Source organism: Paenibacillus terreus, assembly GCF_042138595.1.
Taxonomy (GTDB): domain Bacteria; phylum Bacillota; class Bacilli; order Paenibacillales; family Paenibacillaceae; genus Paenibacillus; species Paenibacillus terreus.
In genome coordinates this window covers 69,714-95,137 of the sequence record NZ_JBHIRX010000004.1, presented here as the reverse complement: position 1 = coordinate 95,137, position 25,424 = coordinate 69,714, and the positions used below count along the sequence as shown (strand labels likewise).

At 48.4% G+C, this 25,424-nt stretch carries 19 protein-coding genes and 1 pseudogene; 16 read left to right on the top strand and 4 right to left on the bottom strand.

The window, feature by feature from the left end; translation table 11 throughout:
• Window position 1 precedes the first annotated feature (1 nt).
• From ACE5KN_RS09595 to ACE5KN_RS09585, 3 genes are all read left to right on the top strand, one after another.
• Complete coding sequence (locus tag ACE5KN_RS09595) at window positions 2-1,195, top strand: phosphopentomutase (protein ID WP_375525352.1); 1,194 nt, start codon at window positions 2-4, stop codon at window positions 1,193-1,195.
• Between the two features lie 219 nt (window positions 1,196-1,414).
• Window positions 1,415-2,830, top strand: a complete 1,416-nt coding sequence (locus tag ACE5KN_RS09590) for an FAD-binding oxidoreductase (protein WP_375525353.1) — start codon at window positions 1,415-1,417, stop codon at window positions 2,828-2,830.
• On the top strand, window positions 2,823-4,208 hold the full coding sequence (locus tag ACE5KN_RS09585; RefSeq protein WP_375525354.1) for a (Fe-S)-binding protein: 1,386 nt from the start codon (window positions 2,823-2,825) through the stop codon (window positions 4,206-4,208). The genes ACE5KN_RS09590 and ACE5KN_RS09585 overlap by 8 nt, the downstream gene beginning before the upstream one ends.
• A gap of 144 nt (window positions 4,209-4,352) precedes the next feature.
• Here the strand turns inward: ACE5KN_RS09585 and ACE5KN_RS09580 are convergent, their stop codons facing one another.
• Window positions 4,353-4,691 carry a winged helix-turn-helix transcriptional regulator gene (locus tag ACE5KN_RS09580; RefSeq protein WP_375525355.1) on the bottom strand — a complete coding sequence of 113 codons (339 nt, stop codon included), beginning with the start codon at window positions 4,689-4,691 and terminating at the stop codon, window positions 4,353-4,355.
• Between the two features lie 105 nt (window positions 4,692-4,796).
• Here ACE5KN_RS09580 and ACE5KN_RS09575 point away from each other — a divergent pair, with 105 nt between their 5' ends.
• A complete protein-coding gene (locus ACE5KN_RS09575; RefSeq protein WP_375525356.1) occupies window positions 4,797-5,180 on the top strand; it encodes a RidA family protein in 384 nt (127 codons plus the stop codon).
• Window positions 5,181-5,451: 271 nt separating this feature from the next.
• On the opposite strand, the gene ACE5KN_RS09570 is transcribed toward ACE5KN_RS09575, so the two are convergent.
• Window positions 5,452-6,306 (bottom strand): helix-turn-helix domain-containing protein, encoded by an 855-nt coding sequence (locus tag ACE5KN_RS09570; RefSeq protein ID WP_375525357.1) that lies wholly within the window; start codon window positions 6,304-6,306, stop codon window positions 5,452-5,454.
• A gap of 107 nt (window positions 6,307-6,413) precedes the next feature.
• Between ACE5KN_RS09570 and gap the strand changes: the two genes are divergently transcribed.
• The 6 genes and pseudogenes from gap (at window position 6,414) to helD (ending at window position 14,957) form a co-directional block, all read left to right on the top strand.
• Window positions 6,414-7,415: a type I glyceraldehyde-3-phosphate dehydrogenase gene (gap, locus tag ACE5KN_RS09565; RefSeq protein ID WP_375525358.1), complete on the top strand. Its 1,002-nt coding sequence runs from the start codon at window positions 6,414-6,416 to the stop codon at window positions 7,413-7,415.
• Between the two features lie 267 nt (window positions 7,416-7,682).
• On the top strand, window positions 7,683-8,882 hold the full coding sequence (locus tag ACE5KN_RS09560) for a macrolide family glycosyltransferase (RefSeq protein WP_375525359.1): 1,200 nt from the start codon (window positions 7,683-7,685) through the stop codon (window positions 8,880-8,882).
• A 377-nt stretch (window positions 8,883-9,259) separates the two neighbouring features.
• Entirely contained in the window at window positions 9,260-9,466 is a 207-nt protein-coding gene (locus tag ACE5KN_RS09555; RefSeq protein WP_375525360.1) for a hypothetical protein, read from the top strand.
• A gap of 139 nt (window positions 9,467-9,605) precedes the next feature.
• Complete coding sequence (locus tag ACE5KN_RS09550; protein ID WP_375525361.1) at window positions 9,606-11,861, top strand: ATP-binding cassette domain-containing protein; 2,256 nt, start codon at window positions 9,606-9,608, stop codon at window positions 11,859-11,861.
• 111 nt (window positions 11,862-11,972) lie between these two features.
• Window positions 11,973-12,101 (top strand): annotated as a pseudogene (locus ACE5KN_RS09545) (glycosyltransferase); the annotation flags it as partial.
• A gap of 438 nt (window positions 12,102-12,539) precedes the next feature.
• Entirely contained in the window at window positions 12,540-14,957 is a 2,418-nt protein-coding gene (gene helD / locus ACE5KN_RS09540; protein WP_375525362.1) for an RNA polymerase recycling motor HelD, read from the top strand.
• 250 nt (window positions 14,958-15,207) lie between these two features.
• Here helD and ACE5KN_RS09535 read toward each other — a convergent pair whose 3' ends face one another.
• Window positions 15,208-15,540 (bottom strand): YmaF family protein, encoded by a 333-nt coding sequence (locus ACE5KN_RS09535; RefSeq protein ID WP_375525363.1) that lies wholly within the window; start codon window positions 15,538-15,540, stop codon window positions 15,208-15,210.
• Window positions 15,541-15,743: 203 nt separating this feature from the next.
• Between ACE5KN_RS09535 and ACE5KN_RS09530 the strand changes: the two genes are divergently transcribed.
• Entirely contained in the window at window positions 15,744-17,720 is a 1,977-nt protein-coding gene (locus ACE5KN_RS09530; RefSeq protein WP_375525364.1) for a LamG-like jellyroll fold domain-containing protein, read from the top strand.
• Here the strand turns inward: ACE5KN_RS09530 and ACE5KN_RS09525 are convergent.
• Window positions 17,701-19,548 carry a LamG-like jellyroll fold domain-containing protein gene (locus ACE5KN_RS09525; RefSeq protein WP_375525365.1) on the bottom strand — a complete coding sequence of 616 codons (1,848 nt, stop codon included), beginning with the start codon at window positions 19,546-19,548 and terminating at the stop codon, window positions 17,701-17,703. The two genes, ACE5KN_RS09530 and ACE5KN_RS09525, sit on opposite strands and share 20 nt — an antisense overlap.
• Before the next feature lie 91 nt (window positions 19,549-19,639).
• Here ACE5KN_RS09525 and ACE5KN_RS09520 point away from each other — a divergent pair, with 91 nt between their 5' ends.
• From ACE5KN_RS09520 to ACE5KN_RS09500, 5 genes are read left to right on the top strand one after another with little or no spacing between them, the layout of a single operon-like run.
• Complete coding sequence (locus ACE5KN_RS09520) at window positions 19,640-20,650, top strand: NAD-dependent 4,6-dehydratase LegB (RefSeq protein ID WP_375525366.1); 1,011 nt, start codon at window positions 19,640-19,642, stop codon at window positions 20,648-20,650.
• Window positions 20,647-21,831 carry a LegC family aminotransferase gene (locus tag ACE5KN_RS09515; RefSeq protein WP_375525367.1) on the top strand — a complete coding sequence of 395 codons (1,185 nt, stop codon included), beginning with the start codon at window positions 20,647-20,649 and terminating at the stop codon, window positions 21,829-21,831. Before ACE5KN_RS09520 ends, ACE5KN_RS09515 begins: the two co-directional genes overlap by 4 nt.
• 12 nt (window positions 21,832-21,843) lie before the next feature.
• Window positions 21,844-23,004 (top strand): UDP-N-acetylglucosamine 2-epimerase, encoded by a 1,161-nt coding sequence (neuC, locus tag ACE5KN_RS09510; protein ID WP_375525368.1) that lies wholly within the window; start codon window positions 21,844-21,846, stop codon window positions 23,002-23,004.
• Entirely contained in the window at window positions 23,001-24,086 is a 1,086-nt protein-coding gene (neuB, locus tag ACE5KN_RS09505) for an N-acetylneuraminate synthase (RefSeq protein ID WP_375525369.1), read from the top strand. Before neuC ends, neuB begins: the two co-directional genes overlap by 4 nt.
• A gap of 26 nt (window positions 24,087-24,112) precedes the next feature.
• The gene (locus ACE5KN_RS09500; RefSeq protein ID WP_375525370.1) at window positions 24,113-25,420 is read left to right on the top strand and encodes an aminotransferase class III-fold pyridoxal phosphate-dependent enzyme; all 1,308 of its coding nucleotides are present in this window, start codon (window positions 24,113-24,115) and stop codon (window positions 25,418-25,420) included.
• The last annotated feature ends 4 nt before the right edge of the window (window positions 25,421-25,424 follow it).

Sequence of the window (25,424 nt, the reverse complement as noted above, 5' to 3'; positions counted from 1 at the left end):
CATGGGAAAACTCACCTTGCTCGTACTGGATGGGTTCGGTATAGGAGCTATGGCAGATTGTGAGTCACTCAAACCTGAAGATATGCATGCCAATACGTACAAACACATCCGGGAAACGGTATCGTTGAAAATTCCGGTACTGTACAGTTTGGGACTTGGCAAGCTGGTGGATGATGCCGGCGAGCCGCTCGGCGCTTACGGCCGCAGCAATCTGGCTCATCATGGGGCCGATACCTTTATGGGGCACCAGGAGCTGATGGGCAGCAAACCCGGCATGCCTGCCAAACGTCTGATGTCAGAGGTTGGTCCTGTGCTAAAAGCTGCGCTTGAAGCGGCCGGGTATCGGGTGGAGGCTCCGATTGCGAGCGCAACAGTTTTGCTTGTGGAAGGCGCTGTCGTTGTGGGGGATAATCTGGAATCGCAGCTAGGCAACATTATCAACGTGGTAGGCGATCTGAATCTGCTGGCCTTTGAAGAAATTGTGAAGATCGGAAAGATTGTCCGTGCCCATGTGGATACAAGCCGGGTGATTGTGTTCGGCAATAAAAAGACAAATATCAACGTCATTTTATCGGTTGTACGGGAAAATCATCCGGGCCAATGGGGTGTGGATGCGCCAAAGGCCAATGTTTACGGTAAAGGCTACCAAGTGGTGCATCTCGGCTATGGGGTCGATTTCGAGAAACAGTTCGCTTATATGGCGGAGAGAAACGGAATACCGGTGTATCGTATCGGAAAAACGGCGGATGTCATTCAGGCTAACGGGTTCAGCGATCCGGTTGTGGAAACGAAGAACGTCCTGACCACATATCGCCGGAAGTATCAGGAAGCCGAGCATAATGCCGTCTTTCTGGTCAATGTGCAGGAGACTGATCTTGCCGGGCATAAAGAGGATTGCCTCTGGTATAAAGAGGTACTCGAAGAATCGGACCGGTTTCTGGAGACCTTTATTCAGGAGCTGGGGGATGAGGATATGCTCATGATCACAGCCGATCACGGCAACGATCCTACCATCGGTCACTCCAATCATACGCGAGAACAGACGCCGATTCTGATTACAGGAAAACAAATTCTGCCTGTATCCATAGGAGAACGGAATACAATGGCTGATATTGCAGCCACGATGGCGGAATATACAGGTATTGGAGCGCCGGAATACGGAATAAGCTTTCTGCAGATGATCAAAAAACGGTAGCTTTGCTCTGCGGATTCAGGAGTAAATATGCGCTCGTTTCCATCAGTACCATGATGCCAAGAAAGGACCTGCGGCGGCTGCGAGGTCCTTTCTTGACATCAACACATTCGGCCATTAGAGGACCCGAAGTAAATGGTGGCCTTTGCGGCCTTTGCCGGATTGGAGCCCAAAAAGGCTCAAGCATCAGATGACTGATTTAGTAAGGGAGGAAATTTTAATATGTTAGACTCGGCTCTTGCGGCACGGCTGCGTATCATCGTCGGAGATGCCCACTTCCGGGATGACAAGGAAGCATTAATAACCCACTCCTATGACGGAACCCCTATGCTGCAGGCAATTCCGGATGCAGTGGTCTATCCTGAAAGTACGGAACAAGTTTCCGCTATTATGGAAGCGTTATCCTCTTACAAGGTTCCCCTGATTTCCAGAGGGTCTGGTTCCAATCTATGTGGCGGAACCGTTCCGGTGCAGGGCGGTGTCGTGATGGTGATGCATCGGATGAACCGGCTGCTTGAACTGGATACGGAAAATTTAACGGCCACGGTTCAACCGGGTATGATTACCGCGGACTTTATTCATCATATCGAATCCTCGGGCTTGTTCTATCCCCCGGATCCGAGCAGTATGCGCATATCCACGATCGGCGGCAATATCGCTGAATGCTCCGGAGGTCTCCGAGGCTTGAAATACGGTACGACCAAGGATTACGTGATCGGATTGGAGGCCGTACTTGCCAATGGTGAGATCATTCGTACTGGCGGAAAGCTGATGAAGGACGTGGCAGGATACGATTTAACCAAGCTGCTGGTCGGCTCCGAGGGCACACTGGCGATTATAACGGAGGCGACGTTAAAGCTGATTCCTCCGCCAAAGTGCAAAATGACCATGCTCGCCATGTTCCGCGACTTATATGGAGCAGCCCGCACTGTATCCGCCATTATCGAATCCCGGATCATTCCGGCAACCCTGGAGTTTATGGACAATCCGACCATACGTGTCGTTGACGATTTTGCCAAACTGGGGCTCCCGCTGGATATGGAAGCCATTCTGCTGATTGAACAAGACGGCGACCCCGAAACCGTAGCAAGAGATATTGAGATGATTCGCCAAATCTGCGAGCGCGAGCAGGCGGACTCGATTCAGGTTGCCGCCACTCGGGAGGAAGCGGAGCGGCTGCTGACGGCAAGGAGAAGTGCCTTTACGGCACTGGCGCGACTGCGACCGACAACCATTTTGGAGGACGCTACCGTTCCACGCTCCAAAATTGCCGACATGGTTCTGCGGATCAATGAGATTGCCAAAAAATACAATGTTATCATTGCCACCTTCGGTCATGCCGGTGATGGGAATCTGCACCCTACGGCGACAACTGATGCCAGAGATACAGAAGAAATTCATCGGGTGGAGCAGGCTTTCGAAGAGATTTTTGCAGCTGCTCTTGAACTTGGCGGTACCATTACCGGTGAGCATGGAGTAGGCGTGGTAAAAGCTCCGTTCCTTGAGTGGAAGATCGGCGCTTCCGGTGTGGAGCTCATGAAGGGGATCAAAAAGGTGTTTGATCCCGACAATTTGTTAAATCCGGGCAAGGTTTTTGCCAAGCAAACTCGGAAAAGGGTGGTTATCAATCATGGCTAAACAATCCAACACTCACCCCAGCCTGGACAATAAACCACAGATCAACCACACCAATCCCTTGTCCCGCACCTTGCTGGAAAAACTGGATTACGATCAATTAACCAATTGTATGCGCTGCGGTTTTTGTCTGCCGGCTTGCCCTACGTTCAGGGAAACCGGGGTTGAGCCGGAATCGCCGCGCGGGCGCATCGCTTTAATGAAGGCCGTAGTTGACGGGATGATGGAGCCTGACGACATGTTCCGTGATCAGATGAACCACTGTCTGGGCTGCAGAGCCTGTGAGCCGGTATGCCCGGCAGACGTTAAATACGGCCAGCTGATCGAGCAGGCCAGAGACGCGATTGAGGATCATCCGAACCACTCGCTCTCGGTCAAGGGAATGCGCAAGCTGTTTTTTAAAGGCGTTTTCCCGCATCGAAACCGTTTGAAAGTACTGGGCGGAGCAATGAAATTTTATCAGAAATCCGGTTTAAGACGTGTTGCAAGAGGAACCGGAATGATGAAGCTGTTCCCCCGCCATCTGCAGCAAATGGAGAGCATTCTGCCGGACGCCACCTCTAATGGAGTTGTGGAGCAGCTCGGGACCGTCTACCCGGCCACAGGCACTCCCATTGCGCGCGTCGCTTTATTCAGAGGTTGCATTATGGATGTGATGTTTGCCGACACGAATTGCAATACCGTTAAACTGCTGTCGGAAGCAGGGTTTGAGGTTGTCATCCCTCCAGAGCAGGTCTGCTGCGGCGCTCTTCATGCCCACAGCGGAGAAATGGAGCAGGCCAGAGATTTGGCAAGAATTAACGTCAGGGTATTCAAGGAGTTGAATGTGGATTACATCGTTTCCAATGCGGGCGGCTGCGGCGCATTACTAATCGAATATGATCATCTCCTGCAACAGGATGTGGCTTGGAAAGAACAAGCATCCTGGTTTGCAAGCAGGGTTGTGGATATCAGCAGGCTGCTTTTGGAACACGGAAGGCTGCCAGCCTTTGCCGAATCATCGGAGTCAAACAGCGAGCCTGTCATCGTAACTTATCAGGATTCATGCCATTTGCGCAATGTCATGCATAGCGGCGCAGCCCCAAGAGAGCTCATCCGTCAGGTGACCAACGTTACTTTCGAAGAGATGAAGGAAGCGGATCGTTGCTGCGGATCGGCCGGAATCTACAATGTGACACAGCCGGAAATGGCTGGTCAAATCCTGGAGCACAAAATGGAGAATGTGAACGCAACAGGAGCACGATACTTGTTAACCAGCAACCCGGGCTGTTTGCTCCAAATGAAGCTGGGTGTAGAAAAGCACGGCGACAGCAAATCGATGGAAGTCCAACATGTGGTTGATTTTTTATATGAGCGATTAGCTAAAACCAAGGATAACTAAAGTTGTTTAGTCGTGTTTATGGGGATGACCGCTCTATGCTTGATTCTGGGCATTGTATGCAGCCGGGGTGTGGGGACGCTATATCGCCGGTTGGATGCCGTGGAATCATGTGCGGACGATGGCTTCGATTGCACAGTACCGGATTCAATTATTTTTGTTTTTAACTCCCCAATCACATAGCTGTTCCATAATAGGTAATAGCGATTCCGCTTTTTCTGTAAGACTGTACTCGACTTTAGGGGGAACCTGCGGATACTCTTTCCGGTTCACCATACCATCTGCTTCCAACTCTTTAAGCTGTGAACTCAATGTTTTGAAAGTGATGGCTCCTATTTGTCTTTTCATATCATTAAAGCGAACGGGCTGCTTTTCTGCCAGCAGGTAAAGAATAAGCATTTTCCACTTACCACCAATCACTGACAATGTATAACCAAAAGGTGTTTCTTGAATATTACCTTCTCTTTTATAATCAGCCATACTCATATTTACACTATCCTTCCGGGTAGTACCTGTCAAAAAAGTGCGTACTACATTTTAATTTGTGCTCAGTTTATACTAACCTTACTTTGAAGTAAAGGAGAAAACAAAATGGCTAATGTCAAAACCTATAATCACGATCTTTGGGATCACGGCATCACCCAGGGTTACAGGGTTAACGGCACCATCTACATTTCCGGACAATTTTCCCACGATACGGAGGGGACTTTCGTGGGCGAGGGCGATATCGAGGCACAGACCCGGCAGACGCTGGAAAATCTTGATCGTGTGCTGGCGGGATTTGGTGTAACGAAGTCGAACCTCGCTTATGTTGAGCTCTATCTGACAAACGCGCCGGAGCATTCCGAGCAAGTCATCCAGATGTTCAAGGAATACGTGGGAGAACACCGGCCAGCCGGCAGTATGATCGGCGTGACATACCTGGCGTTCCCTGAGCAACTGGTAGAAGTCAGCGCCGTCGCACACACGGGCTAATTCGGCCGCTGCGGTCGACACAGCGTAGGGCGGTCGGGCTGCAAAAGGCTTGAGCTTTGAGAAGGCGCGGCCGCGATTGGCGCGAAGCGCAGAAGGGGTGATCGGTTTCATTATCATGCAAGAGGACAAAATATAGTTGCTCAAAAGGCCGCCAGTAAGGCGGCTCTTTGTCTTGCTGCCCCAACGGCTGCGTGTGAGATTTTGAAGAAGGAACATTCGCGTTAATTTGCCAGTCGTATTGCGCCCCAAAGCCGGTCAAAGTTATGTTCATTTATTGGGCAGCAGAGAACTTGCGGGAGGCTTCCCGATATGCTGTAGGGGACAAGCCTCTTTTTGCCGTAAATTGTTTTATAAAATAAGTGTCATACTCAAATCCGGTAGCACGCGCAATTTCATTCAAGCTCATGTCTGTATGAGTCAGAAGATCCCCCGCAACCTTCAAGCGGTGCGACAGTAAGTAAGCCATTGCCGTGCACCCGCATCTTTCCTGAAACATCTTATTGAGAGAAACGCGGTTCAAGTACGCGCATTTCGTTAAATCTTCCAGGGTGATTTTGTCGGAATAATTTGTGTGTATATATTCCAGAACTAAATCAACAGGGGATCGTTCGCTGTATCGGTTCAAATCCTCAAGCATCCCCAATATTTGTATGAGGTATTTTTTGATTCTGCATGCCCAGAGTGCATCGCTTTGTGCATACACTTCTGTGCCAAGCACAAAAAACCACTCAAATAATTGTGGATATGCTTTCTCGGTTATACGCGGTATCCCGGTGCGTGCAGGAGACTTACGAAACAGCGAAAGACCTGTTTGTATTTTCAGATTGGTCGGAAAGTAATCTTGTGTTTCAGAAAGGGGGGTCGAATCAAGAAAATCCGGATGAAAACAAAACGATGATGCCGAAACGTTATGCTTATCTAAAACTTGTAACGTATCCTCTGCAGACAAACAAAGAATAGCGGGTGCTGAAATGGTGACCGGGCGTTCGTTTAATATCCCTTTTATACTTCCATTCGTAACAAAAGCCAGAGTCAACCGCTCCGGGTAGGGAAAATGAGTAAAATCCTCGGCAGCTACAAATTCAATATTTACAGTTCTGTTTTTATGGCGGTCAATTTGCGGCATGGTTCTCACCTGACAGATAGTATAGTTAAATGCTTCACTTATGATAGTGTATCACAAAAATTCAAGGGATATAATTTGGATGAAGACAAAGAAAGGTGGTTATGATGATGGCAATGAACATCGCAATTAATGGTTTTGGCAGAATTGGCAGACTCGCATTTCGACAGCTTTTTGATACGGAAGGATATAGAGTTGCAGCCATCAATGATCTTACAAGTCCGCAGATGCTTGCGCATTTACTGAAGCATGACACAACGCAGGGGCGTTATGACGCCAAGATTGGATATAGCGAGAACAGCTTGACCGTGAACGGTGTGAATATTCCGATCTATGCCGAAAAAGATCCCGGCAGGCTCCCGTGGAAAGAACTGCAAATTGATGTTGTTCTGGAGTGCACAGGCTTTTTCGCATCCAAAAAAGCGTCAGCAGCACATATTGAAGCAGGCGCCAAAAAGGTACTGATATCCACCACCGCCGGGAAAGATGTTCCGACCATCGTTTTTGGGATCAATGAACACACGTTGACTAAGGACGATACCATTGTTTCGGCGGCTTCCTGCACGACGAACTGCCTTGCGCCAATGGCGTATTTCTTGAACGAGCTTGCACCACTCAAAAAGGGCTTTATGACCACGATACACGCCTACACCAACGATCAGAATACGCTGGATGGTCCTCACGCCAAAGGCGACTTGCGCCGGGCGCGTTCCGCGGCGGGCAACATCATCCCAACCTCAACCGGGGCAGCAAAAGCAATCGGGCTCGTAATCCCGTCCCTGGATGGCAAGCTGGATGGAACATCGCAAAGGGTGCCGGTTATGGCAGGCTCATTGACAGAGTTGACAGCAGTGGTGGGCGGCTCCGTGACAGCAGAGCAGGTTAATAAGAAAATGGAGCAGTCCCAATCGGATGAATACGGATATACAGATGAACCGCTTGTTTCGTCTGATATCATCGGTATGACTTACGGCAGCCTGTTTGACGCAACCCAGACGAAGGTAACGGAGTTAGGAACAGATACGCTCGTAAAAATCGCTGCATGGTACGATAATGAAAATTCCTTTACCAGCCAGATGATTCGTACCGTAAAATACCTTGCAGAATTATGATCTTTAGCGGACGACATAATCGAACATATAAGCATAAGAAGTCGCCTTCAGGGCTGCTCAACAGTAAAGCAGAATATTTCACTCATTGAATGACAAGGCACTCTCATTTTTCAGGAGAGTGCCTTGTCTTGTTGCAACGTCTCCTGATGAAAAAAGAATATCAGTGGTTTATTATTATTGGAGAGGGAAAAATGGTTAACAGATGTATGGGACAGAGCCCCATTTTTTATTCAATGAAGTGAACAGTATTCCTAAGGAGTGGTGAAAATGGCGCGTGTTTTATTTATTAATGGCGGCTCAGAGGGACATATCAATCCGACGATTGGAGTTGTGCAAGAGCTTGTTTCGCGCGGAGAAGAGGTGGTGTACTTTTGTATAGAAGCTTTTCGGGAGCGTATTGAGAAGACGGGAGCTTCAGTACGAACATTTGATGATCAGAAATTTATAAAAGCCTTTATCTCGGGCGGAAGAAATTACTTGCTCGAAAGAATCAACGGTCTTTTACTTACGTCAGATATCGTCATACCCAGCGTGCTTGAACAGATCAACGGGGAGCATTTTGATTACATCATCCATGATTCCATGTTTGGTTGTGGACGTTTGCTGGCTCAGATTCTAAAGCTTCCTGCAATCAACTCCTGTACTTCTTTTGCGCAGACAAAGGAATCATTCGATACGATGTTGGAACAATTCTCTACAAATGTCCCTGCAGAAACAGTTAAACCTATAACCGATCAATTTCAAAGCCTGACGGCAATGGTGAAAGAGAAATATGACGTGGATATCCAATCTCCTTACGAAGTGTTCTGTAATCCTGCTCCGCTTACCCTCGTATATACAACAAGGGAGTTTCAACCTGATGGAGAAGCATTCGACCAAACTTATAAATTTGTTGGCCCATCGATCTCTTCACGACTCGCTCAAGAAAACTTCGACTTAACTGCAGTCAAGGGGAAAAGCCCCATTTACATTTCACTGGGCACCGTCTTTAACCAGGCCATTGATTTTTATAAGCTTTGTTTTGAGGCGTTCGGGAACACGGATCACACGATTGTTATGTCTATTGGCAGCAAAACCCAAATCTCAGAATTAGGTGTCATTCCTGAAAACTTTATCGTAAAAAATTATGTGCCGCAAACTGATGTACTGCAATACGCTGAATTATTCATCACACATGGGGGAATGAACAGCGCCCATGAAGGTCTCTATTGCGGGGTACCGCTCATTGTAATCCCGCAAAGCGCGGATCAGCCGATCATTGCGGAGCAAGTCGCCAAGATCGGGGCAGGCATGAAATTACAAATGCAAAGCTTGACTGCAACTCAACTGCGGGAAGCCGCGGATCATGTGTTAAACCTGCCATCGTTCAAGCAAGCTGCTGCAAGTGTTGGGGAATCCTTTCGAAAATCAGGCGGGTATCATCAAGCCGTCGATGAGATTTTCGAATTTTCAAGGGGAACATGTTAAAGGTTTTACCTTATACTTTCTGGAATCTTCAAAAATGCCCCTGACAGCAAATCTATCCGCTCTGCTGTCAGGGGCATTATTTATTTTTCAACAGAATGTTTGGACAAAATGAACGCTTTGCCCGAGCGGGTCATACTTTTTCGCATTTTGCACACTGGCCAATCCTTGGGTTTGAAAGTTTTTCCATTTTCATTTGATCAATCTGGGCCTGCCAAACGGCTAAACTTGTCGAAGATAAGCGAAGCTACCCAGCTTTCATTACATTTATAGGCCATAAGACCTTATAATGGCGATTCAATTAGTCATGTTTAGAAAATGTCTAGGGCCATATGGTACGATTTAATAAAATCGGAGAGAGGTCTGGAGTGAGATTGTAATTGAACAAGAATTATTTCGAAGAAATGCACAAGCTTGGTCATGACGATGAAATGAGATACAGACTTCTGATTCGGGGAGTCAAGCTGTTACTGGAAGATCGCAAGCGAGAGCGTCATAAACTAACGCAAATTCTTGATTCTCGTAAAAGAAAAAAGGCCATGCAGGCCGCAAAGTGGATTGACACGACACCAAATGGTGGCCTATAATCAAAGCCTCTCTAAATGGTGTCCAATTATTGATAAGCCAAACAACATAAACCGACTGCATGTAATTTGCAGCCGGTTTGTTTGCTTAAGGCATTTGACTACAAGCAGGAAATCAACATGATTGGGAGGGGAGTTAAGCATGAGCGAATCGAATCAGGAGTATATCGTTATCTCGGGTGCGAGGGAAAACAATCTTAAGAACGTGTCCTTGCGCATCCCCAAGCGAAAAATCACGATCTTTACCGGGGTATCCGGATCTGGCAAGTCATCGATCGTCTTCGATACAATTGCCACTGAATCCCAGCGTTTGCTGAATGAAAACTTCAGTACGTTTGTCCGCACCTTTCTGCCGCGTTTACCGCAACCGGATGCGGACGCGATCGAGAACCTGAGCATGGCTGTCATCGTGGATCAGAAGCGGCTTGGCGGCGGCTCCCATTCCACGGTGGGCACAATTACCGATATCTCACCCATTCTCCGTCTTCTCTTCTCCCGAGTGGGTCAGCCCTATGTTGGAGGGGTGAACATGTTCTCGTTCAATGATCCGCAAGGCATGTGTCCCGAATGCAACGGGATCGGCCGCAGCTTGTGTGTCGATATGAGCAAAGCGGTAGACATGTCCAAGTCGCTCAACGAAGGAGCAATTTTGTTGCCAGGCTATTCGGTAAACAGCTGGGAATGGAACATGCTTGTACAGTCGGGAGACTTCGATCTCGACAAGAAGCTGAGCGATTATTCGGATGAGGAACTGGAGCAGCTACTGTACGCCAAGGCAAGGAAAGTGAAGATGGATTTCGCCGGAAAGGCGACGAACATTACAGTGGAAGGCGTCATTGAGAAATTTACCAACAAATACATCAGGCAGGATGTGAAAACAAAGTCCGAGCGCACACAAAAAACGGTTGCGCCGTTTATCTCCGAGGGCTCTTGCTCCAGCTGCCACGGTGCAAGACTCAGCCAGGCTGCGCTGGGCTGCAGGATCAACGGACTCAATATTGCGGATCTGTCCTCTATGGAGGTAGGGCAGCTCATTCATGACATACGGGAAATTGACAATGCTGCCGTCAGGCCGATTGCCAAGTCTCTGACAGAGCGGCTGCAGCATCTGGTGGATATCGGACTTGATTACTTGACGCTGGACCGCGAGACGGATACATTGTCCGGCGGCGAGTCGCAGCGTGTCAAGATGGTGAAGCATTTGAGCGGCAGTCTGGTGGATGTCACTTATATCTTTGATGAACCCAGTGTTGGTTTGTATCCCCGTGATGTACACCGGCTGAATGAGCTGCTGCAGAAGCTGCGCGACAAGGGCAATACCGTGATCGTCGTCGAGCATGATCCCGATGTGATCAAGGTCGCGGATCATATCGTGGACGTCGGGCCACACGCCGGCAGTCGCGGCGGGTCCATTGTGTACGAAGGAAACTATGAAGGTCTGCTGGAGGCCAACACGCTGACAGGCAACCATATGAAGCGCCCGCTCCATTTGAAGCATGATTGCAGGCAGCCATCCGGCAAACTGCTCATCAAGGATGCCACATTGCACAATCTGCGAAACGTGAGCGTAGATATTCCAACAGGAGTGTTGACTGTCGTTACAGGTGTCGCCGGCTCGGGCAAGAGTACGCTGATTAATGAGGTATTTCTCAGCCAGCACCCGGATGCGATCGTCATCGACCAATCGGCGGTTGGTGTGTCAACACGCTCGAATCCCGCAACCTACACGGGCATTATGGATGATGTGCGCAAGGCGTTTGCTTCCGCGAACAAAGTGAATCAAGGGTTGTTCAGCTTCAATTCCAAAGGAGCTTGCGAGAACTGTCAAGGACTGGGCGTTGTATATATAGACCTTTCATACTTCGACAGCGTGAAGCTGCCATGTGAAGTATGCGGGGGCAGACGATTCAAGGAAGAAGTGCTCGCGTATAAGCTGAACGACAAGTCCATTGCGGAAGTGCTGGAGATGACGGTGGAGCAGGCCTTGGAATTTTTTGAACAAAAAGAGATCGTGCGCAAGCTCCAGGCAATGAGTGATGTGGGGCTGAACTATATTACGCTCGGCCAGCCGCTCAGCACGCTCTCGGGCGGGGAATGCCAGCGCATCAAGCTGGCAAGCGAGCTGCATAAGAAGGGCAGTATCTATGTGATGGACGAGCCGACGACCGGCCTGCACATGTCGGATATCGGTCACCTTCTGGGAATCATGAACCGCCTTGTGGATGCCGGCAATACGGTGATCGTCATCGAGCACAACCTTGAAGTGATCAGCCAGGCGGATTGGATCATCGATATGGGACCGGACGGAGGCAGCAAGGGCGGCCAAGTCGTGTTCGAGGGCACACCTGAACAGATCATTCATGCGGAGCAGTCGATTACGGGAAGATATTTAAAGTAATTATTATCATAAATAGATCACTTCATGATATCTAGTGCTCATCAAGTGATCTGTTTTTTACAAGTTGGGTTTAATGGCGGAACGACGCAATAATGCTCTGTATAAAAAAATGTTCTTGACTGTCTCAGAGGAGATTGGAAAGCGGATATTGCGGCAACCGACAAAAACGAGATCCATATGATCCATTTGGCGGATATCCTGACAGAAGGTATTGTCAAACAATTTCCTGGAAAATTTTAAATAGAACACACCAGACGCTGCAAAGCAAATTAAGCTATTTATACTCGCCCGAAAGGTGACTATAAATAGCTTTTTTAATTGGTTAATTGATAGGATAGCAATGCAAAAGGTCCTGAAAAAAATAATCGCCGCTCGCTTCTTAAGATGGAAGCAGAGCGGCGATTATTTATGTACATTCAAGGAAAAAAGGTTTAATTTGCTGTGAGGCTGACAGATCTTTACGGACAGACCCGTAAAATAAAAAAACTTGGCAGATAAGCCAAGAAAAAAATAATTGAACACAAAAAAGCGCTATGTTATAATCGGTAGCGCAATTGATAAATTATGTAGAACTGGTATTATAATTACTTTTCCTAAATTTATTGTACACCAGTGGCCTCTGATTTGTCAATGCTCTTTTTTTCAGACCAAATAGAAAAGGAGTGTGTCCAAAAAACCATGGAGGAGAAGGAATGGAGGACAGAACAAGAACGGCTGCATGAGGTTAGGGAAAAGCTGAAAGCAAGGATTGATGAGCTGGAACCGAAGGTTGCCGGACTTCACGATCAGGCTGCTGAGATTCGCAGACGGTTCTGGGAAGAAGTTACGGTCAACACGGGCTCGGACGAAGAATTCGAAGAAACATTCTATACGATCAAACAGCAAGCCGCGGTGTTAGCCGAACGTGAGCGCAGCCACCGGCTTCTGACGCAACAATGGAAGAGCTTAAATCGGCTGCTCCCATCTCCGTATTTCGGGCGTATCGACTTTCTGGAGGACGGCCTGAACCTGAGCGAGCAGATTTATATCGGCGTCTCTTCCTTCGTTGACGAAGATGGATTGAGCTTCCTGGTATATGATTGGCGCAGTCCCATCGCAAGTCTCTACTACGACCATTCCCCCGGTGCGGCTTCTTACGACACGCCGGGCGGGCGGATCATGGGTACGATGGAGCTGAAACGGCAGTATCAGATTCACGATGGTCAAATCCGCAATATGTTTGATGCGAGCGTAACGATCGGTGACGAGCTGCTCCAGCAAATGCTGGCCAAAGGCGCAAACTCACAAATGAAGAGTATCGTATCCACCATCCAGAAGGAGCAAAACGCCATCATCCGCAACGATCATAACCGGCTGCTTATCGTGCAGGGGGCAGCTGGCAGCGGGAAGACTTCCGCAGCCTTGCAGCGCGTGGCGTATTTGCTCTACAAACACCGCGATTCGCTTAAGGCTGATCAGATCGTTCTTTTCTCGCCGAATCCGATTTTTAACAGTTATGTGTCCTCCGTCCTGCCCGAGCTCGGCGAGGAGAACATGCAGCAGACGACTTTGCAGGAATATCTCGAATATTGGCTTGGTTCATCCTTACGTCTGGAGGATCCCTTCGATCAGATCGAATATGTGCTGACCGCACAATCAGCTCCCAATTATGAGGCTCGCCTGCAGGGGATGAAATACAAGGCGTCGGAGGCTTTCTCGATTGCCCTGCAAAACTATGCGCACTGGTTGGGGCGGGAAGGCATGCTTTTCAACGGCATCCGGTTTCGGGACCGTGATCTGATTACCGCAGAGCAGATGAGATCACAATTTTACAGTTATGATCCCTCTTTGCGCTTGGCCAATCGTGTCGAACTCCTGCAGAAATGGATTCTGAAGGAGCTGGCACAACTGGAACGCAAAGAACGCAGTGCGTCCTGGGTAGAGGAGGAGCTTCAATATCTCGACAACGAGCAATATGCGGAGGTTTTCGGCGAGCTGCACAAGGACAGGGAAGTCTTTGATATTGCCGAGCGTTACGCCGCAGTTCACGAGAAAATAAGCAACAAGCGCAGGGGAGATGAGGGCGATTTTAACTTCGCCGAACGGGAAGAAGAATTGCTCAGCCAAAGGATCGTGAAGGCAAGCTTCAAACCGTTAAGGCAAAGCATAAGGAAATTTTCGTTTATCGATGTCCAAGGCCTGTATGCCCAATTGTTTGGTGATGAAGCAGCATACCGGGAGAAGACGAATGAGGCCGAGATCCCTGTTCGATGGCCTGAAATCTGCAAGCAAACCAAAGAAAAGCTGGTCCGGCACGAATTATTTTACGAAGATGCGACTCCGTTTTTGTATTTAAAAGAATTGATCGAAGGTGTACGGACGAATACGGAGATTCGGCATGTTTTCGTCGATGAGGGGCAGGATTATTCGCCGTTTCAATATGAGTATCTGAAAAAACTGTTTCCTCGTGCCCGCATGACTGTGCTCGGCGATTTCGGGCAGGCGATCTTTATGCAGGCTACCAACCTGCAGGAATCCGATTCGCCGCTGTTTCGGCTTTATGGCGAAACCGAAACAAGCTTGATCCGTCTTGTGCGCAGTTATCGTTCAACGCGGGAGATTGTGCAATTTACGAAGGAGCTGCTCTCTGACGGGGCGGAAATCATCCCCTTTGAAAGAAGCGGACCAAAACCTGTTCTTGTTAGATTGGAAGGCGGAGAGAAGCGTGACGCGCAATTGTTGAAAGACATCGCGGCACTTCAAGCCGAAGGCTTCGACTCTATTGCCGTCATTACGAAGACTGCGGCTGAGAGCCGCGCAGCCTTCGAATCATTACAGATGAAAGGAGGCGAAGCATTGCAGCTCATTACGAAGGAGACACTTGCCTTTGAGAAAGGAGTAATGGTTATTCCCGTATACCTCGCCAAGGGGATTGAGTTCGATGCAGTTTTGATTTATGAGGCTTCACCTCAAGCTTACGGCCGGGACAATGAACGCAAGCTTCTGTATACGGCATGCACGCGGGCCATGCACCGGCTTCATCTGTACACGACGGGTGATTGGTCACCGTTCGTGCAGGCATTGCCTGCGAATTTATATGAGATAGCAGCCTATTGACGGATCGGGAGTGACCATGATTTCCATCCAAACACAGCTCGATGAGCAGAAAGCAGGGAACTATGTCAACTCCCAAACAAGCAAAACCGCTGGCAGCTGGCGGGGACAATCCGGACCCGGCGATGATGAGCCACTAATCGCGAATCTGCTCCGATTCGTCCATATGCAAATAACCTTGACAGTTATTCTGCCGAGGTTATTTTTTTATGGGGCACCAGTAACAGTTTTGTATACCATTGTTAGCCGGTAACTATCTTGTACCGGGAGCAGGCATATCGACCCCTCGCACCCTGTGTCTATGTCCGTGATCGAAAGTAGTATAAAAATCATAGTAATGAACATGTCTTCCATCACCCACAGGAATCGCAGGGCCTGAATAGGCTCTGTAATGATGAACATGACCGTTCTCGAATAATACATAACCTTCCGTATAATGGATATGACTTCCGTCTTCGGTTGCAATGGCCGGTGACGTTACATCCAGACACTGATGAACATGCCCGTGGTCAACAGATGTATAGTCCACTGAACCATGAGTATGACCGGGAACAAAACCTGTTACGGAACTGTCCTTTGATATCAAATCACATCAACTCCTCATCATGATCTTCATTTATACTATGAAATGGGTTCTTAGTTGGGCACTAAGAATGTCGTTCATACTGTGTGTCTATCTATCTCATGACGATAATGGTTCTGAAAAGAATCTGCCCGCCTGATACACCTGCATAAATTCTTCTATAGAGAATACTATGATAACAATCATGACTTTGAATGAGGTGAAATATGCTGGGTGGAGGCTATCTTTATTTCAGAGGGAAAGATATTATGAAAGTTCAATCTCATTTTCATGAGGCTCCTAATTCCTTTACATATGAATTTTGGGCGAAGCCTGCAGCAAAAATTATGCTGCCTCCCCAGAATGCAACTGGTGCAGAAGGGATGCACGGTCAGAGATATGTCATCGGTGCTCAAAATACAGGCGACGTTAACCATGCCGGAGTAGGCGTTTCTGTTGGCATAAATGGGGTTACTGTCTTCGAACATACAATAAACCATTTACCGCCGGTACTTGTGTATCCCACAGAAATTCAAGACTGGGTCCACATTGCGGTCGTTTATGAAGAGAAGACGCCTCTTTTGTATATCAACGGGCAATTGCTTAAAATAGGGCTTACCAGCAATAAATCGATAGTCTATCCATGCGGAGTTTTTGGAGCTCTTCCACCATACGGCTATTATACCGGCGCTTTAGACGATTTGCGCATCTGGAAAACAGCCCGGAACAAGGAGCAGATCGCAGCTCTCATGCATGTGGAACTGACTGGTGCTGAAGACGGATTAGTCGGATGCTGGTCCTTTAATGAGCAGACTCCAAATACTGCGTTGGATTGTACGAAAAACAGGTATCATGGAACACTTCAAGGGACACAGCACCGTGTCCGGCATACCGTTGGAGCATTGCGCTGGCAGGGAAGTTATCCAAAGTTTATAACGAACAATCTTGATTACTTGGCACGATATTATTTCACCGATGGCAACAGTGAACAGATTCAGCAAATTGTACGGAATACGAGATGGAGCGGTTATCAAACAGATGTGCTTATGATGTTCAATGTATATCGTTACGATTATCTTCAACTGTATGCTCCTGTAGCAAATGCATTGGCACGGCAAGGACGATCTGTCGTGCTTGCCGTGCCCCGGGAAGAAGCCAATGAACGATTAATTTTTCACCATAATGTAGCCATCAAAACGCTGCAGGATATATCGGCTTCCCAACAAATCCTGCAGCTGGCGAATCAATACTACAAAGAGCACCTGGCCCCGGCACTATCCCAGTGGTTTCTTGGCGAAGGCGTACCGACAAAATATCAGATACATCTAGAACAATCCTACAGGCAGTATGCAATTGACTTTATGACCATGACGGCCTTATTGCATGAAATAAAACCGAAGATTGTTTATGCTCTGCATTTTATATCTGAATCAGGATATCTCGACGCTATTCGCAACATGGGTGAACAAAATCCAATTCGTATATTCCTTATGCAGCACGGCTTTCTATTCGGGGATGAAGTCGATAGTCATGATTTTAAAGGGGCCGACCAAGTGCTGTTATGGGGAGACTATCATAAAAGGTTTCTGGATCATAAAACCGACGCACGAGCATCCATCTCTGTTGGAAATCCGAAGCTGGAATATGTGTATGAGCAGTTTAAGCTTAAACCGAATTGGACTGCTGCCCCTAACATATCGAGAGTTTTGTATATTTCCTCCGATTCGCCTCAGCGCAGCATGAAAAGTAGAGAAAACCTGGAATTAGCCATAGAGGCGTTCAATTCCATATCCGGAATTGAAGTCACCTATAAATTGCATCCTGTGGAGAGCATAACTGATTATAACGAATATGTGAGCCAAAATCGGATTGCCCAACAGCAATTATCTACACGGCATATGAACGAATTATTATTGGAAACGGATCTTGTGGTCGGAGACAATTCCTCCTCCGTATTTGAGGCTGCGGCTTTGGGGATTCCTGTCATACAAATATTTCTTCCTCACCACAATGAGACTCATCTCGTATTTACGCGCGCCGCATCAGCCCAAACCCTTAACAGTATCATTCAAAAAGTAATTACGGATTCTTCATATAGGGAAAGTTTGCTCAATAACCAAAAGCAATGGACGGATCAAATGTTCGGAGAAATAGAGGGCAGTACACAAAGGGTCGTCAACACCATCATGAGATTTCTTTCTTAATTGCTTGTATTGCCCCGATAAATTGCTGTGCCCTGGCGTGCCAAGTATGCGCAGGCACCCATTGAGCTGCCGCATTTGCAATCAATTGCAGCTGGTCGGGCTGCTCTAACAGTCTTCCGATTCGTTCGGAAATGTTTTGATTCCGGTACGGGATCAGCAGAATGTTCTTTCCATCCTGAAAATTCTCATCCAAAAACTGGTTGGAGTCGGTTAAACTAACCGCACCTGCCTGCATGGCGGTAAAAATACGCTCATGTGCGCCGTACACAAGATTAGCTAATACATTTAAAACGATCTTCGAATCATACATGTGAGCTTGTAGTGTTTTAAGGCTTACAGGCTCACGGTATTTTATATTCTTTCGGTTCGGAAACTCCCTTGGATTGTCCGTAAAGATAGTCATCGGCAAGTCACCCAACATTTCGACGATCTCCAGCCTTCTCCGTCCTCGAATATACATATCCACTTTCTGCAGAAGTTGAACCAGCCTGCTGTCTTGAGTGTAATTAAACGGGAGCCCGTGAATCCGAAATGTTTGTTCGCAGATCTCCAGGAGAGAATAATCGTATTGATACATAGACCGTTCCGCGATCTCGTCTAATATTGCACCGTATTGAAGATCCTGCTTCCACCATTGCCGCTGTTGATCAGGACTTAAGGACGTACCTGCGAAGAGCAGATCTATGCTTCGCTCACTCATGTCTTTAACCGGTGTTGTCGGCAGCTTATTCAGTGCCGGCTGCGGAGAGAATAGCTTTAGTGAACTGTTATTAAAATACTTTTCGAGATAGCGAATATGTTCCCTATCCACGCAGGCAATGATAAGTTGTGACAGATTTCGTTCGAACGGGATGCGATCAACGTGGAACATGGGATGGTCGACCAAATAGCACAAAAAGGGAACGGGCAGCAGACCTGCATATAAACTGCCGCGAAGCTGATCGATCCCGTGGCCGTTCATTCCAACAATTAATTCAAGGTCCTGCTGCATGAGCAAGTTATCCAATTTTGATTGTGCAGTGGGCTGAAGTAGATCGATCACTTCGACAATATAATCCGACTGTATCAAAGCTTTTGTCAAATCAAAGGCGAAATGCCTGGTGGCATCATAAGCGCTGGAATGAATAATTACCCCGATACGACCTTTATTAAAGGTACGGCCAGGCACCCAATTTGCCCCGAGAACATGTGCAATATCACCATTAGCGACCTGATTGGACTCCACAATCCCGTTTCCATCGTCAAATCTCCAATAACCGGCTAGACCCGGCTCATCTCCTTGCAGCTGGCTATGCATGGATAGAGCAATTTCCTGCTCCGTCCGTGCAACATTCCACAAACGAACTTCGTCGAGTCCCCCAATGAAAAATCCATAGGGTGAAAGTCCGCCGAATGCGGCAGAAGCATGCACGCTTGCTATCGCGCTTGGACCGCCTACTTGAACCAGCTTTCCATTTATATAAAGATATGGGACTCTCCGACTGTAGACGACCGCAATATGCGTCCATCCGGAAATGGGAGATGGATGGACCAGCACAGCAGGTAAATGGCAGTAGGTATGCTCATAGATGGAGACACCGTTCGTGCCCACGGAGACGCCTATTCCGGCTTGACCGGGATGAAGGCCGTGCCCGGGAGCGATCACGTAACGTTTACCGCTGATACCGTCTGTGCCACTTAAACTCGGAAGGTCGATATGATGCTCGGCCGCCGGGTTGACCCAGAATTCATACGTAAAATCATTGTAAATGTGCTCAAGAAAGGACTTCGCCTTGATGGTATCTTGAAAAGAGAAATAATAGTAACCTGCTCCCATCCAACTGTACAAGCTATTCCCTCCACAACGTGTTAGAATCCGTGAACGCACATCCCACAGGTGATTCATAGTATGTAATGCACAAATACCGGGGGAGGGCGTAATGACAATGAATTCAGAGAGGATATTAGTAACAGGGGCTGACGGTTTCATTGGTTCCCATCTGACAGAAGCGCTCGTGAGGGAAGGCCATCAGGTCAGGGCCTTTGTGTTCTATAATTCGTTTCACCAGTGGGGCTGGCTCGATGATGTTTCACCGGAGATACGTGATGAGATAGAGGTATACTCGGGCGATATTCGTGATTACCAGACTGTCAGGGAAGCCATGCGCGGGATGGAGACGGTGTATCATTTAGCGGCGCTTATCTCGATCCCGTATTCATATCAGGCCCCGGAATCTTATTTGGACACGAATGTGAAAGGCACCTTTCAGGCTCTGCAAGCAGCCAGAGAGCACTCTGTGAGCAGATTCATTCATACTTCTACAAGTGAAGTGTATGGCACAGCACAGTTTGTTCCCATTCATGAGCGTCATCCTCTACATCCCCAATCCCCATATGCGGCTTCCAAATCCGGTGCAGACCAGATTGCGCTTTCTTATTTCCATACCTATCAATTGCCAGTCACTATTGTACGTCCATTCAATACGTACGGCCCGCGGCAATCGGCAAGGGCTGTCATTCCGGCCATCATCACGCAAATCGCCAGCGGCAGCGGGAACATTCGATTAGGGGACCTGACACCAACCCGAGATTTCAACTATATAAAGGACACGGTCAGCGGTTTCATCGCAGCGGGACAGTCAAAACAGACCATCGGTGAAACAGTCAACATCGGCAGTAATTTTGAAATATCCGTCGGTGATACCGCCAAGCTCATTGCCGAGGTCATGAATGCACAGATTGAGATTAAGCAGGATCCTCAGCGAATCCGCCCAAGCTCAAGTGAAGTGCATAGATTATGGGCCGATAACAGTAAGCTGAAGCAGTTAACCGGGTGGGTGCCAGCCTACGGCGAAATAGAGGGACTCAAGCGGGGGCTTGCGGAGACGGCGGAGTGGTTTACGAATCCGGCGAATTTACAGAGATATAAACAGGGATTGTACCAAATATGAGAAAACAGGCCGATATCGCACAAGTTCTGAAAGCGATCAACCAAGTGATTACAATGAAGTCGTCTGCAGTCCCCCTGCACGAGCCCCTTTTGGGAGGCAATGAATGGAAGTATGTGAAGGAGTGTCTGGATTCTGGCTGGATTTCCTCGGCCGGCCGCTATGTGATGGAACTGGAAGAGCGGATTAGAGAGTTTACAGGTGTAAAGCATGCGATAGCTGTAAATAGCGGGACTGCTGCATTACATGCGGCACTGCTGGCGGCAGGAGTCTCCGGCAATGACGAAGTACTGCTGCCTGCTCTCACCTTCGTGGCAACGGCTAACGCGATTCAATACTGCGGAGCGGTGCCCCATTTTGTTGACGTTGAGGAACGATCGCTCGGAGTGGATCCACACAAGCTGAGAGCGTATTTACAGGATATTGCTGTATTCAGCCAAGACCGCTGGATAAACAAAAATACAGGCCGCCGGCTCAAGGCTCTGGTTGTCATGCACACATTCGGTCATCCTGCCGATATGGAGGCGCTTATTGCACTGTGCGAAGCCTATTCTTTAGAGCTTATAGAGGATGCGGCACAGGCGCTGGGTTCGTATTACAAAGGGCAGCATGTAGGCGGATTGGGGAGAATCTCAGCGATCAGCTTTAACGGGAACAAGATTGTAACTACAGGAGGCGGAGGAGCCGTTCTGACAAACGATGAATCGCTCGCCTTGTGGGTAAGGCACGTTACAACAACCGCCAAGCTGCCGCATCCATGGGCATACGAACATGACCAGCTTGGATACAATTACCGGATGCCAAATCTTAATGCAGCTTTAGGCTGTGCTCAATTGGAGCAGCTTCCTGATTTTATCGCAAGAAAGCGAAAGCTTGCACATGCTTACAAGGCTGCTTTCTCTACTGTACTGGGGGTAAAGCTGTATACTGAAGCAGGTTATGCACGCAGCAATTACTGGTTAAACGCCCTTATCCTGCAGGAGGCAGACCGTGGGGTCCGCGATGAAATCTTGAAACAAACCCATGCACAGGGACTCATGACCAGGCCATGCTGGAACCTGCTGCATAAATTACGGGTATACACGAACTCACCAAGAATGGATCTTTCGATCTCGGAGCAGTTGGAACAAAGGATTATTAATCTTCCGAGTAGTGTAAGCTTGGTAGCCGGAGAAAGGGCGTAAGGAGAGCTGGCATTGAAAATCGGTGTAGTAACAGGTACTAGAGCAGAGTACGGACTGCTTAGGGGTTTGATGAGTGAGGTTCTAAAAGATGCGGATTTAACGCTTATGACCTTCGTAACAGGAACACATCTATCTGCCAAGTACGGGCTAACATTTAAGTGGATCGAAAGGGATGGTTTTCACATTCATGCTCGCATTCCGATAGACTTAGCCGATAATACGCCTTTGGGAATTGCCTCGGCCATGGCGCAAGGAGTGAGCGGTTTATCCGCCGCTATCGCCGAAGCAAGGCCCGATGTCATCGTCATTCTGGGCGATCGCTTTGAAGCCTTGGCCGCCGCGCAAGCAGCCATGCTGCTGAATGTGCCGATTGCTCATATTCATGGCGGGGAGATTACGGAAGGTGCAGTCGATAATGCCATCCGCCATGCGATTACGAAGCTGGCGCATGTGCACTTCACCGCCGCCGAGCCTTATCGGCGGAGAGTCATACAAATGGGGGAGAATCCAGCCACCGTGTTCAATGTCGGTTCGCTGGGGGTTGACCATATCCGTGAATACGTACCTGTTAGCCGTTTCCAGCTGGAGCAGGCCTTGGGCCAACGTTTGAATGAGCCGTTTTTTCTGGTTACTCTTCACCCGGAAACACTGAATCCGCAGCGAAACGAATTGCTTGTTCGTTCACTCATTGAAGCTTTCGAACAGTTCCCGGAAGCTTCCAAGGTGATCACGATGCCTAATGCGGATGCAGGCAGCCAGCAAATCAACGAGCTGCTGCTTGACTATGCCCGACGCAATCCGAAGAAAGTAAAGTCGGTTCCTTCACTGAATGAGCTATATCTGAGCGCAATGTATCACTGTACAGCGGTCCTTGGCAATTCGTCCAGCGGTATTATAGAAGCTCCCGCGATGCAAAAGCCCTCTATTAATATTGGTGACCGTCAAAAGGGAAGGCTTCGAGCGGATTCCATTCTTGATGTGAACATCAATGCAGCCGAGATTGCAGAAGCCATCCGAACGGCGATGTCGGATGCTTTTCTTGAAAGGTTGAAGACGATGATGCCGCCATATGGCAGTGGACGAACCGCTTTTACGATTAAAGAAATCATCAAAAAGACTTCCCTTCAGCCGCTTCTAGTCAAAAGCTTTTATGACCTGGAGGTGAAGAATTGAACAGAACCTACATCATTGCGGAAGCGGGGGTTAATCATAACGGCTCTTTGGACAGGGCAATGGAATTAATCGATGCGGCTAAGAGCGCAGGAGCGGATGCGGTTAAGTTCCAAACGTTCAAGGCTCTTCAAATCGCAGCTCCCTATGCGATGAAGGCTCATTATCAGCGGCATCAAACCGGCGGTGACGAATCACAGCTTTCGATGCTGCGAGCGCTTGAGCTAACTGAAGAAATGCATGACCGCCTGATTGCTTACAGCATGGAAAAAGGTATTGATTTTCTCTCGACCCCCTTTGATCTTTCTAGCGTGAACTTACTGGTTCATAAGTATAATCTTCCGCGCTTGAAATCATCCTCGGGAGAAATCACCAACGCTCCCTTGCTGCTTGCTATGGCAAGCTCCCAAAAACCGATCATTTTATCTACAGGCATGTGCTTGCTCGGCGACATTGAGGCTGCGTTAGGAGTGATTGCTTACGGATATTTAAATTGGGCGGCGAGCGGAATCAGTCCATCGACAAAAGCATTTCAAGAGGCTTATCGTTCCGATGAGGGTCAACTGCTGCTTCAGGAACGAGTTACGCTTCTGCATTGTACAACAGAGTATCCTTCTCCTGTCGGGGAGGTTCATTTGCGCATGATGAATACACTCGCTTCTGCTTTTCATTTGCAAGTGGGTTATTCTGACCATACGCTCGGCATCACCGTGCCGATTGCCGCAGTTGCAAGAGGAGCTGCAGTGATCGAAAAGCATCTAACATTGGATCGCTCCCTCCCGGGACCGGATCATGCGGGCTCCTTGGAGCCTGAGGAATTCTCAGCTATGACGAAGGCAATTCGCGAAGTGGAAGCCGCCCTGGGCTCAAATGTGAAACGACCATCGGCAGCAGAAATCGTAAATGTCGAGGCTGTTCGGAAGAGTGTAGTGGCTGCCAAGCCGATTCTTACCGGAGAACCTTTTACATCAGAGAATCTTACCGTCAAGCGTGCCGGCACAGGAATTTCAGCGATGCGCTACTTTGATCTGATTGGCAAAACGGCAACACGTGACTACGAGCCGGATGAACGAATTGAAGGATGATGGCTCATTGAAAAGGGGTGGACATGATGCATGGGAATCAGCTGTGGAATAAAGCCAAGCAGATTATTCCCGGCGGCAATCAGCTGTTATCCAAACGAAGCGAACGGTTCCTCCCTGATCTGTGGCCTGCTTATTACAAGCGTGCAAAAGGCTGTGAAGTATGGGATCTCGAGGATAGGCATTACTACGATTTCGCCCAAATGGGAGTGGGAACCTGCATTCTAGGATATGCAGATGACGACGTCAACGAAGCGGTACATGAAGCCATGCTTCATGGTTCGATGTGTACCTTAAATTGCTATGAGGAAGTTGAACTGGCGGAGAGATTAATCGCCTTGCATCCGTGGTCCGAACAGGTCCGATTCGCACGAACCGGCGGAGAAGCCTGCGCAATTGCCGTTCGGATTGCCCGGGCTGCGACCGGTAAAAACAAGGTAGCGATATGCGGATATCATGGCTGGCATGACTGGTATTTATCTGCGAATCATGCGGACACGGACCAGCTGGATACGATGCTGCTGCCTGGCTTAGCGCCACGGGGAGTCCCCCGTGACTTGAAGGGAACCGTACTGCCGTTCTACTATAATCAGCTTGACCAGCTAGAGAAGCTTACAGCTGAACACGGAAATGATATCGGCGTGATTATAATGGAGCCCAGAAGAGAGACGGAGCCTGCTCCCGGTTTTTTGGAAGGAGTCAGAAAAGCGGCCGACAAGATTGGAGCTGTCCTGATATTTGATGAGATCACGTCCGGATTTCGTATGAATGTTGGCGGAATTCATCTAACCATGGGAGTAAAGCCGGATATGGCTGTGTTTGGCAAGGCACTTGGCAACGGATTTCCGATTACTGCCGTGCTGGGAACCAAAGCGGTGATGGATGCTGCCCAGGAGAGCTTTATCAGCTCCACTTTTTGGACCGAGCGAACCGGATACGCAGCCGCCCTGGCTGTGCTGACGAAAATGGAAATGTTAGACGTGCCATCGCAATTAATCCGGGCAGGGAAGAGAGTGGCGGACATCTGGACCAGCGCTTCGAAGCTGCACGAGATTCCCGTGCAAATTTCGGGCATTGCCCCGCTGCTGCACGCTGCATTTCGTACAGAGTCCGCAGAGGCGGTTCAGACCTTATTTACACAGGAAATGCTGGAGAAAGGCATCTTGGCAGGAGCTTCTGTGTATTCGACCTTGTCTTATTCAGATGAAATATTAGATTTATATGAAGCACGTCTTCATGAAGTTTTCGAGTTGCTTAAGCAGGCACTGGCGACGAATTCGGTGATGCAGAGGTTGAAATCTTCGATTGCCCATGCAGGATTTAAAAGACTGACTTGAGCAA